This window comes from Vibrio sp. Vb2131, assembly GCF_033338535.1.
Lineage (GTDB): Bacteria > Pseudomonadota > Gammaproteobacteria > Enterobacterales > Vibrionaceae > Vibrio > Vibrio alginolyticus.
In genome coordinates this window covers 1-9,776 of sequence record NZ_JAWOSW010000039.1, presented here as the reverse complement: position 1 = coordinate 9,776, position 9,776 = coordinate 1, and the positions used below count along the sequence as shown (strand labels likewise).

7 protein-coding genes and 3 pseudogenes are annotated in these 9,776 nt (G+C 41.7%); all 10 read left to right on the top strand.

All coding sequences use genetic code 11. The features are described 5' to 3' along the window. Positions 1-924: pseudogene (locus tag R7E38_RS22685) on the top strand (type IV secretion protein Rhs); the annotation flags it as partial. Further along, the gene (locus R7E38_RS22680; RefSeq protein WP_318082121.1) at positions 914-1,813 is read left to right on the top strand and encodes an immunity 49 family protein; all 900 of its coding nucleotides are present in this window, start codon (positions 914-916) and stop codon (positions 1,811-1,813) included. The pseudogene R7E38_RS22685 and the gene R7E38_RS22680, both read left to right, overlap by 11 nt. A gap of 707 nt (positions 1,814-2,520) precedes the next feature. Further along, complete coding sequence (locus R7E38_RS22675; protein WP_064353920.1) at positions 2,521-3,414, top strand: immunity 49 family protein; 894 nt, start codon at positions 2,521-2,523, stop codon at positions 3,412-3,414. Between the two features lie 477 nt (positions 3,415-3,891). Beyond that, positions 3,892-4,782 (top strand): immunity 49 family protein, encoded by an 891-nt coding sequence (locus R7E38_RS22670; RefSeq protein WP_226084315.1) that lies wholly within the window; start codon positions 3,892-3,894, stop codon positions 4,780-4,782. A 175-nt stretch (positions 4,783-4,957) separates the two neighbouring features. Beyond that, positions 4,958-5,467, top strand: a pseudogene (locus R7E38_RS22665) (type IV secretion protein Rhs); the annotation flags it as partial. 16 nt (positions 5,468-5,483) lie between these two features. Next, a complete protein-coding gene (locus tag R7E38_RS22660) occupies positions 5,484-6,365 on the top strand; it encodes an immunity 49 family protein (RefSeq protein WP_033905287.1) in 882 nt (293 codons plus the stop codon). A 168-nt stretch (positions 6,366-6,533) separates the two neighbouring features. Then, on the top strand, positions 6,534-7,436 hold the full coding sequence (locus tag R7E38_RS22655) for an immunity 49 family protein (protein ID WP_169644510.1): 903 nt from the start codon (positions 6,534-6,536) through the stop codon (positions 7,434-7,436). A 28-nt stretch (positions 7,437-7,464) separates the two neighbouring features. Continuing rightward, positions 7,465-7,861, top strand: a pseudogene (locus R7E38_RS22650) (hypothetical protein); the annotation flags it as partial. 17 nt (positions 7,862-7,878) lie between these two features. Continuing rightward, positions 7,879-8,778, top strand: coding sequence for an immunity 49 family protein (locus R7E38_RS22645; protein WP_033905289.1), 900 nt, complete (start codon positions 7,879-7,881; stop codon positions 8,776-8,778). Positions 8,779-8,946: 168 nt separating this feature from the next. Next, positions 8,947-9,776 (top strand): immunity 49 family protein (locus tag R7E38_RS22640; protein WP_226084314.1); only part of this gene is annotated, 830 nt, incomplete at its 3' end.

Sequence of the window (9,776 nt, the reverse complement as noted above, 5' to 3'; positions counted from 1 at the left end):
GATCAGATTTTAGAAGCAGCAAAAGAGTCATCTGTCGGAGAAGATGGCGTTCGTTCGCAAGTCAAAATCCGAAAACCCAAAGGTAAAAACAATATTCGATATGAATACGATTTAGACCATATTCATTGTGAGAGAAACGAGATTACTTTTTATCGTCATATCAATCATTCAGATGGCAGCAGACACGAAGTGCAGTATGTTGTTGGGATTGAGGAATTTGTAAATGCGCATGTTTTTGACTCAGAGAAAGTTGGCGAGGAAGAAGGTTGCACGATCTTCACTGAAGATCTTGTGCTGAATAAAGCAGAGTATAAAGAAAACTCAGAACTCAATATGAGTGATTATGAGCTAACAGAAAAAAACAAAGCAAAAATTGATGAATGCTTGAAAGAGCGTCAAGAGGCAATGGACGCTCGAACTGGCGAAGAGGGATATAATGCTCAAATTGGCAATATTAACCAACAGTCTGCAAAAATTGGTGAGTTAGCCGCGGATGACTTTGTCCGGAGTAAACGTCCTAATGCTAAGCTGCTTCATCCCAAAGATATTGGAACCTCAATTTCGAAGCCGGGCGATTTTGATATGGTTTACGAGGTGGAAGAGCCGCCACCAGGTGAAATTATAATTGTTGAGGCCAAAGGGGGTAGCAGCCCGCTGGGTAGCAGAAAAATTGGAAATATGGCATATCAGCAAGGGACAACGGAATACACTGCCGAAATCACCAACCTAATGTCTGAAAAAAAGGAAGGAACGACTGAAAAATTAGCTGCCGACGAAATTCAATACGCCGCTTTATCCGGCAGAACTATTCGATATATACATACTCAAGCGAATATCCCTGAAAGTGGTAAGGCCTCAGATGTAAAACTAGAAGTGGCAGAGTTTAAAATTGATTCAAAAGGATTAAGTCAAAATGCAAAGTAAAGAATCGGTCAAATTTTTAGAGCGAAAAGCAAATCCTGAACTTGACACACAAGCCATTGTGAATCGGAAAAAATTTATAAACCGGGTTTTAGATAACAGAAAAGAAGGTCTTAAAGTCAGGCGAGAAAACTTGGTTAGTCTTGGTGATTTTGCCATTGACCAGGTTCGCTGGTATACCTGGTTTCAAGCCTCTCATGAAGACGAACAAATTTGTACATTACGCCTTTATGAAACTTCTTTAATGGGAGCCTGTTATCATCAACTTGCTATGAATCCCAATGATGAATTAACTATCAAGATTCTCGACTATCCTGAAGTAAAGTGGGACGGGGAAGGCATTTTAAAAACGGGGTGCATAAATCTTAATAGATGGCTTGATATGTATTTCATATCGACAATTGTGCGTGACAGGCCAAGTATGGACATATTGGCGAACTTTCCAATTTCTTTGATGAGGCAGAGCTCTACCAAAGCGGGTGAGCTGTCTTATATGCTAGTAGACGTCATTCAGTCGTTCCACAACCGCACACCGGATTATCCTGATAAGCTGGTTGCAGCAATGGACGCAGCGGTAGCTCAAGGGGATAACTGGGCGTTGGAAATTGCGATGGGGATCCTAGAAACCTTCGCAGCGCTCACTACTAACATTGGTTATGATTTTGAGGAAGTGCTCGTTAAAAACCTACAGTTTCAAGAGAAATATCATCTTCGAGAATTAGGACCAGATAGAATAGGGATCCGCACGTTTATTAATTTCCCTCTGCTTGGCATGGCTTGCATGTGGTACGACAAAGGCAACCGTCTATCTGTTGAAACTGGTTGGCTTCCTCACTATCTCATCGAAGGACGTTGGTTAGAAGATGTAAAAGCAGGGAAGATCATTCGATAAACTCCTTTAGCAAATCAATATATAAGCCATCTCTCATGGGGTGGCATTACCAATATGCAGTCCACCATATCCAGTGGGTTGACCCAACAGGTTTGGGGCAGCCAATGCTGACATAGTATAAAAAAGTCTGAACTCAATACGAGTGATTATGAGCTAACAGAAAGAAACAAAGCAAAAATTGATGAATGCTTGAAAGAGCGTCAAGAGGCAATGGACGCTCGGATTGGCCAAGATGGATATAACGCGCAAATAAGTAAAATCAATAGACAATCGGCAAAAATTGTGAAACGGTCGAGGATGACTTTGTTCGGAGTAAACGTCCTAATGCTAAGCTGCTTCATCCCAAAGATATTGGAACCTCAATTTCGAAGCCGGGCGACTTTGATATGGTTTACGAGGTGGAAGAGCCACCACTAGGTGAAATTATCATTGTTGAGGCCAAAGGGGGAGCAGTCCTTTGGGTAGTAGAAAAATAGGAAACGAAGCATGTCAGCAAGGAACGTCTAAATATGTAGCGGCAATAGTTGGTAAGATGTCTAGGAATGGGCGAAATACAACAGAGTGGGAAACAGCTAAATCAATAAGAAACGCTTCGAGGAGTGGACGCCCAATTAGATAGATACATACTAAAACCCCAATCTCTGAACCAGGGAAAGTTTCAAAGATTAAAGTAAAAGAATTTAATGTAGATTTAGGGAAGTTTTAAAATGTCTGACAAAATTAAAATAAAAAGAAATGCTGATCCAAAGCTGACCTCGGAGTTAATCAAAGGCTATAGTTCTGATATTGATGAAGACCTTGACACGCGCAAAGAGGTAATCAGTATTCGTAGAGAAAACTTAGTTGCTTTAAGTGATGAATCGTTTTATCTAGTGAGATGGTACTCGTGGTTCCCACACTCCATAGAAAATGAACAAATCGGAACACTTTGCCTGTATGAAGCGTCATTAATGCGCGCGTTTTATCATCAGTTAGCGATGAGGCCTGACGAACCTCAAAGTATTCAATTACCTAGATACCCAGAAGTGACCTGGAAAGGCGAAGGTATTTTAAAAACAGGCTTCATTTGTCCTTCAATGTGGCTAGATGCCTATTTTACCTCTGTCATCGTCCGTGACAAAGCTAGCATGGATGTGTTGGCGAACTTTCCGATTTCTTTGATGAGACAGAGCTCTACTAAAGCGGGTGAGCTGTCTTACATGTTAGTAGATGTCATCCAGTCGTTTCATAATCGCACACCGGATTATCCTGATAAGCTGGTTACAGCAATGGACGCAGCGGTAGCCCAAGGGGATAACTGGGCGTTGGAAATTGCGATGGGGATCCTAGAAACCTTCGCGGCGCTCACTACCGACATTGGTTATGACTTTGAGGAAATGCTCGTTAAAAACCTACAGTTCCAAGAGAAATACCAAATGAGGCTTGATAAGCCAGAGGACTTGATTTCTATAGAAACTTTCATATCCTTCCCTCTTCTTGGCATGGCCTGTATGTGGTACGACAAAGGCAACCGTTTATCTATTAAAACCGGTTGGCTTCCTCCTTATCTCGTCGAGGGGCGTTGGCTAGAAGATGTAAAAGCAGGGAAGATCACTAGATAAACTCCTTTAGTTAGCAATTCAGTATAATAACTTTCAAATCGCCAAGATTAATCGGCAATCTGCAGAAATTGGTGAGTTGGCCGCAAATGACGTTGTCCGGAGTAAGCGTCCTAATGCTAAGCTGCTTTATCCCAAAGATATTGGAACCTCAATTTCGAAGCCGGGCGACTTTGATATGGTTTACGATGTGGAAGAGTCTCCACCAGGTGAAATTATCATTGTTGAGGCTAAACGCTGGGTAGCAGAAAAATTGGAAATATGGCATATCGAATACACTGCAGAAATCACCAACCTAATGTCTGAAAAAAGGAAGGGACGACTGAAAAATAACAGCAAGACAAATCCAAGATGCAGCTTTATCCGGCATACCTATTCGATATATACATACTCAAGCAAGCATTCAAGAGAACGGGGATGCATCGGATGTAAAACTAAAAGTGGCAGAGTTTAAAATTAATTCTAAAGGGCTAATTTAAAATGCAAAGTAAAGTTGTAGAACGCAAAGCAAACCCTGAGTTGAGTGAAAGTGGGGTTTCTTCTGAGAAAGAATTTATCAATAAAATATTAGATAAAAGAAAAGAAGGCCTTAAAATCCGGCGGGAAAACCTGGTCAGTCTTGGTGATTTCGCCATTGACCAGGTTCGCTGGTATACCTGGTTTCAAACCTCGCATGAAGACGAACAAATTTGTACATTACGTCTTTACGAAACTTCTCTAATGGGCGCTTGTTATCATCGACTTGCTAGGAATCCCAATGGTGAATTAACTATAAAGATTCTCGACTATCCTGAAGTAAAGTGGGACGGGGAAGGTATTTTAAAAACGGGGTGCATAAATCCTAATAGATGGATTGATATGTATTTCATATCGACAGTTGTGCGTGACAGGCTAAGTTTAGACGTATTGGCGAACTTTCCGATTTCTTTGATGAGACAGAGCCCTACCAAAGCGGGTGAGCTGTCTTATATGCTAGTAGACGTCATTCAGTCGTTCCACAATCGCACATCGGATTATCCTGATAAGCTGGTTGCAGCAATGGACGCAGCGGTAGCTCAAGGGGATAACTGGGCGTTGGAAATTGCGATGGGGGTCCTAGAAACCTTCGCAGCGCTCACTACTAATATTGGTTATGATTTTGAGGAAGTGCTCGTTAAAAACCTACATTTCCAAGAGAAATACCAAATGAGGCTCGATAAGCCAGAGGACTTGATTTCTATAGAAACTTTCATATCTTTCCCTCTTCTTGGCATGGCCTGTATGTGGTACGACAAAGGCAACCGTTTGTCAGTTGAAACTGGTTGGCTTCCAGCTTATCTCGTCGAAGGACGTTGGCTAGAAGATGTAAAAGCAGGGAAGATCATTCGATAAACTCCTTTAGCAAATCAATATACAAGCCATCTCTCATGGGGTGGCTTTTACGTTTGAGGTGGGGAGCTTGTTGTTTGTTGAACGCTCCATCATTGGTGGCATTACCAATATGCAGTCCACCATATCCAGTGGATTGACCCAACAGGTTTGGGGCAGCCAATACTGGCATAGTATAAAAAAGTCTGAACTCAATACGAGTGATTATGAGCTAACAGAAAGAAACAAAGCAAAAATTGATGAATGCTTGAAAGAGCGTCAAGAGGCAATGGACGCTCGAGCTAGCAAAGAGGGATATCACGCTCAAATTGGTAATATTAACCAGCAGTCTGCAAAAATTGGTGAGTTGGTCGCGGATGACTTTATTCGGAATATACGCCCTAATGCTAAGTTGAGCCATCCCAAAGACCTTGCAACTTAGGGATCGAAACCAGGTGATTTCAATATGGTGTACCTCTCAGATGATACTGAAGAAATCATCATCGTCGAGGCTAAGGGTGGCAGCAGGCCGCTCGGCAGTCGTAAAATTGGCAATGAAGCATATCAGCAAGGGACAAGCAAATATGCGGCGGAAATCGTTAAATTAATGTCTGAACAAAAAGCTGGTACAACAGAAATTGATGCTTCAGATGGCGTATCTAAAGTGAATGTAAAAGAGTTTGATATTAGCCTCGAAGAATTAGGTTAAGGGAAGTAAAGTTAGTATGAAAAAGATAAATAGAAAAGCAGCCTACGAGTTGAATACTGAGGAACTTAATTACTATACAAAACAAATAGAAAAAAACTTAGAGAAAAGAAAACATCGTATCACAATAAAGCGCGAAAACTTGATATATCTAACAGACGGGGTTTGGGAGCAAGTTAGGTTATATACTTTGTTTCCAGTGTCTGAACTAAATGACCGAATAGGAACGCTGCGTCTATTTGAAGCCTCGATAATGCAAGCTAGCTATCATCGACTAGCTCAAAAACCTGAAAGCCCTTTGACGGTTAAGGTACCTGATCATCCTGAAATAACTTGGAAAGGCGAAGGTATTTTAAAAACAGGTTTCATTTGTCCTTCAATGTGGCTAGATGCGTATTTTACCTCTGTCATCGTTCGTGATAAACCTAGCTTGGACGTATTGGCGAACTTTCCGATTTCTTTGATGAGACAGAGCTCTACCAAAGCGGGTGAGCTGTCTTATATGCTAGTAGACGTCATTCAGTCGTTCCACAATCGCACATCGGGTTATCCTGATAAGCTGGTTGCAGCAATGGACGCAGCGGTAACTCAAGGGGATAACTGGGCGTCGGAAATTGCGATGGGGATCCTAGAAACCTTCGCAGCGCTCACTACTAACATTGGTTATGACTTTGAGGAAGTGCTAGTCAAAAACTTACAATTCCAAGAAAAATATCATCTTCGAGAATTAGGATCAGATAGGATAGGCATCCGCACTTTTATTAACTTCCCACTGCTTGGCATGGCTTGTATGTGGTACGACAAAGGCAACCGTTTATCTGTCGAAACTGGTTGGCTTCCTCCCTATCTCGTCGAAGGGTGTTGGTTAGAGGATGTAAAAGCCGGAAATATAATTCGCTAAGCTTTAAAGGGAGCTAGGTCATCATTTCTGACGTTTTGTTGCGTTATACTTGGCATTATGTGTCCTTTTTAAAGATACCTAAGCCCTTTTACTCGAATAGCTTGAAGCGCTCAGACGTAGTAGTAGAAGTAGCAGAGTTTAAAATTGATTCCAAAGGACTACGTTAAAATGCAAAGTAAAGGAACAATCAAAATTGTAGAACGCAAAGCAGATCCTGAGCTGAGTGAAAGTGGAGTTTATTCTGAGAAAGAATTCATCAATAAGATATTAGAACAGCGAAAAGAAGGTCTTAAAGTCAGGCGAGAAAACTTGGTTAGTTTTGGTGATTTTGCCATTGACCAGGTTCGCTGGTATACCTGGTTTCAAACCTCACATGAAGACGAACAAATTTGTACATTACGTCTTTATGAAACTTCATTAATGGGGGCTTGTTATCATCGGCTGGCTATGTTTCCGAATGAGCCATTAACTGTTCAGATACTCGGTTATCCAGAAGTAACATGGGATGGTGAAGGTATCTTAGAAATGGGCTTCATTTGTCCTTCAATGTGGCTGGATACTTATTTTATATCGGCAATTGTGCGTGACAGGCCAAGTATGGACGTATTGGCGAACTTTCCGATTTCTCTGATGAGACAGAGCTCTACCAAAGTGGGTGAGCTGTCTTATATGTTAGTAGATGTCATTCAGTCGTTCCATAACCGCACATCGGACTACCCTGATAAACTGGTGGCCGCGATGGACGCGGCAGTTGCTCAGGGTAATGACTGGGCGTTAGAAATCGCCATGGGTATTTTGGAAACTTTTGCTGCCCTGACAACTGACATCGGTTATGACTTTGAAGAAGTATTAGTTAAAAACCTACAGTTCCAAGAGCAATACCAAATGAGGCTCGATAAGCCAGAGGACTTAATTTCTATAGAAACCTTCATCTCTTTCCCTCTGCTTGGCATGGCTTGTATGTGGTACGACAAAGGCAACCGTTTATCTGTCGAAACTGGTTGGCTTCCTCCATATCTCGTCGAAGGGTGTTGGTTAGAAGAAGTAAAAGCAGGGAAGATCACACGATAAAACCCTTTAGTTAGCAATTCAGTATAATAACGTTCAAATCGCCAAGATTAATCAGCAATCTGCAAAAATTGGTGAGTTAGCCGCGGATGACTTTGTTCGGAGTAAACGTCCTAATGCTGAGCTGCTTCATCCCAAAGATATTGGAACCTCAATTTCGAAGCCGGGCGATTTTGATATGGTTTACGAGGTGGAAGAGCCGCCACCAGGTGAAATTATAATTGTTGAGGCCAAAGGGGGGTAGCTGCCCTATGGGCAGCCGTAAGATTGGAAACGAAGCGTATCAGCAAGGGGCTAGCAAATATGCTGAAGAAATCACTAAGCTAATGTCTGAAAACGAAGATGAAACGACAGAAAAAATAGCTGCGAAAAAAATCAGAGATGCATCAGATATAAAACTAGGAATAGCTGAGTTTAAAATTGATTAAGAAGGGTTAGTTCAACAATGCAAGGTAAAAAGCCAGCCAAAATTATAGAGCGTACAGCAAGGCCCAGGTTAGATGATAATAGCATTGCTTCTGAGAAAGATTATATCAATCGAATCTTAGATAAAAGAAAAGAAGGGCTCAAAATTAGGCGAGAGAACTTGATTAGCTTTGGAGATTATGCATTCGAGCAAGTGCGCTGGTTTACGTGGTATCAAGCTTCATGTGAAGACGAAAAAATTTGTACATTACGCCTTTATGAAACTTCGTTGATGAGTGCTTGTTATCATAGCCTTGCAATGCATCCCAATGATAAATTAACCATAAAGATCCTCGACTATCCTGAAGTAACATGGAAAGGCGAAGGTATTTTAAAAACAGGTTTCATTTGTCCTTCAATGTGGCTAGATGCGTATTTTACCTCTGTCATCGTTCGTGATAAACCCAGCATGGATGTATTGGCGAACTTTCCGATTTCTTTGATGAGACAGAGCTCAACCAAAGCGGGTGAGCTGTCTTATATGCTAGTAGACGTCATTCAGTCGTTCCACAATCGCACATCGGATTATCCTGATAAGCTGGTTGCAGCAATGGACGCAGCGGTAGCTCAAGGGGATAACTGGGCGTCGGAAATTGCGATGGGGATCCTAGAGACCTTCGCAGCGCTCACTACTAACATTGGTTATGACTTTGAGGAAGTGCTAGTCAAAAACCTACAATTCCAAGAAAAATATCATCTTCGAGAATTAGGACCAGATAGGACAGGCATCCGCACTTTTATTAACTTCCCTCTGCTTGGCATGGCTTGTATGTGGTACGACAAAGGCAACCGTTTATCTGTCGAAACTGGTTGGCTTCCTCCATATCTCGTCGAAGGGTGTTGGTTAGAGGATGTAAAAGCCGGAAATATAATTCGCTAAGATTCAAAGGGAGCTAGGTCATCATTTCTGACGTTTTGTTGCGTTACACTTGGCATTATGTGTCCTTTTTAAAGATACCTAAGCCCTTTTACTCGAATAGCTTGAAGCCCTCAGACGTAGTAGTAGAAGTAGTAGAGTTTAAAATTGATTCAAAAGGATTAAGTCAAAATGCAAAGTAAAGAATCGATCAAGATTGTAGAGCGCAAAGCAAATCCTGAACTTGACACACAAGCCATTGTGAGTAAAAAAAATTTTATAAACCGGGTTTTAGATAACAGAAAAGAAGGTCTTAAGGTCAGGCGAGAAAACTTGGTTAGTCTTGGTGATTTTGCCATCGACCAGGCTCGCTGGTATACCTGGTTTCAAACTACGCATGAAGACGAACAAATTTGTACATTACGTCTTTACGAAACTTCTTTAATGGGAGCCTGTTATCATCAACTTGCTATGAATCCCAATGAAGAATTAAGTATCCAGATACTCGGCTATCCAGAAGTGACATGGGATGGTGAAGGTATTTTTAAAACAGGCTTTATTTGTCCTTCAATGTGGCTTGATGCTTATTTTACTTCGGTGATTGTGCGTGATAAACCTAGCATGGATGTATTGGCGAACTTTCCGGTTTCTTTGATGAGACAGAGCTCTACCAAAGCGGGTGAGCTGTCTTATATGCTAGTAGATGTCATTCAGTCGTTCCATAACCGCACGTCGGACTACCCTGATAAACTGGTGGCCGCGATGGACGCGGCAGTTTCTCAGGGTGATGATTGGGCATTAGAAATCGCCATGGGTATTTTGGAAACTTTTGCGGCCCTGACAACTGACATCGGTTATGACTTTGAAGAAGTACTCATTAAGAACCTACAGTTCCAAGAGCAATACCAAATGAGGCTCGATAAGCCAGAGGGCTTAATTTCTATAGAAACCTTCATCTCTTTCCCTCTGCTTGGCATGGCTTGTATGTGGTACGACAAAGGTAACTGTTTATCTGTTGAAAC

Excerpts from the sequence above, each read along its gene's own strand:
- R7E38_RS22670 (WP_226084315.1), top strand. The coding sequence starts at position 3,892 with ATGCAAAGTAAAGTTGTAGAACGCAAAGCAAACCCTGAGTTGAGTGAA.
- R7E38_RS22655 (WP_169644510.1), top strand. The coding sequence starts at position 6,534 with ATGCAAAGTAAAGGAACAATCAAAATTGTAGAACGCAAAGCAGATCCT.
- R7E38_RS22675 (WP_064353920.1), top strand. The coding sequence starts at position 2,521 with ATGTCTGACAAAATTAAAATAAAAAGAAATGCTGATCCAAAGCTGACC.
- R7E38_RS22645 (WP_033905289.1), top strand. The coding sequence starts at position 7,879 with ATGCAAGGTAAAAAGCCAGCCAAAATTATAGAGCGTACAGCAAGGCCC.
- R7E38_RS22680 (WP_318082121.1), top strand. The coding sequence starts at position 914 with ATGCAAAGTAAAGAATCGGTCAAATTTTTAGAGCGAAAAGCAAATCCT.
- R7E38_RS22660 (WP_033905287.1), top strand. The coding sequence starts at position 5,484 with ATGAAAAAGATAAATAGAAAAGCAGCCTACGAGTTGAATACTGAGGAA.